Origin of the sequence: Micrococcus sp. HSID17227 (assembly GCF_003989405.1) — a bacterium.
In the GTDB taxonomy this organism is placed as follows: Bacteria; Actinomycetota; Actinomycetes; order Actinomycetales; family Micrococcaceae; genus Micrococcus; species Micrococcus luteus.
The window spans coordinates 1-793 of record NZ_RBLN01000452.1; the positions used below are offsets into that span (position 1 = coordinate 1).

Annotated in this window: 1 protein-coding gene; it reads right to left on the reverse strand. The window is 73.0% G+C overall.

The window, feature by feature from the left end; genetic code table 11:
• On the reverse strand, window positions 1-736 hold a 736-nt coding region (locus D8M29_RS12580; RefSeq protein WP_153240298.1), incomplete at its 3' end, for an alcohol dehydrogenase catalytic domain-containing protein.
• Window positions 737-793: the final 57 nt, after the last annotated feature.

Here is a 793-nt window from a genome sequence, read left to right on the forward strand (position 1 = left end):
TGGGGCCGCGGCCGCCGGTGCGCTCGCGGAGCACCTCGGCCTCGCCGCCGTCGGCGTCCAGGACCTCGATGCCGTGCCGGGCCGCCATCGCGCGGCGCTCGGGGACCGGGTCGACGCCGATCACCCGGTACCCCAGGTGCACGCCGATGCGTGCCGCCAGCTGGCCGATGGGGCCGAGGCCGAGCACTGCGAGCGTGCCGCCGTCGGGGACGTTCGCGTACTGGACCCCCTGCCAGGCGGTGGGGACGACGTCCGAGAGGAACAGCCACTGCTCATCCGGGCCGGTGTGCGGCACCTTCACGGGGCCGTAGTCCGCGTGGGGCACGCGCAGCAGCTCGGCCTGCCCGCCGGGGACGGAGCCGTAGAGCCGGGAGTAGCCGAAGAGTGCGGCGCCGGAGCCCTGCTCCCGCACCTGGGTGGTCTCGCACTGGGACTGCAGCCCGCGCTGACACATCCAGCACCGGCCGCAGGAGATGGTGAAGGGCACGACCACCCGGTCACCGGGCCGGATGTGGGTGACCTCGGACCCGACCTCGCGGACGATGCCCATCGGCTCGTGGCCGATCACATCCCCCGCGTCCATGAACGGCCCCAGGACCTCGTACAGATGCAGGTCCGACCCGCAGATGCCGGTCGAGGTGACCTCGATGATCGCGTCCGTCGGCTCCTGGATCTGAGGATCCGGGACGTCCTCGACGGTGACGTTGCGCTTTCCCTGCCATGTGAGTGCTCGCATGATGCGACCGTAGACGCGCCGGGCGGGGCGGCGGAAGCCTGCAGGGGCGGCGGGGCC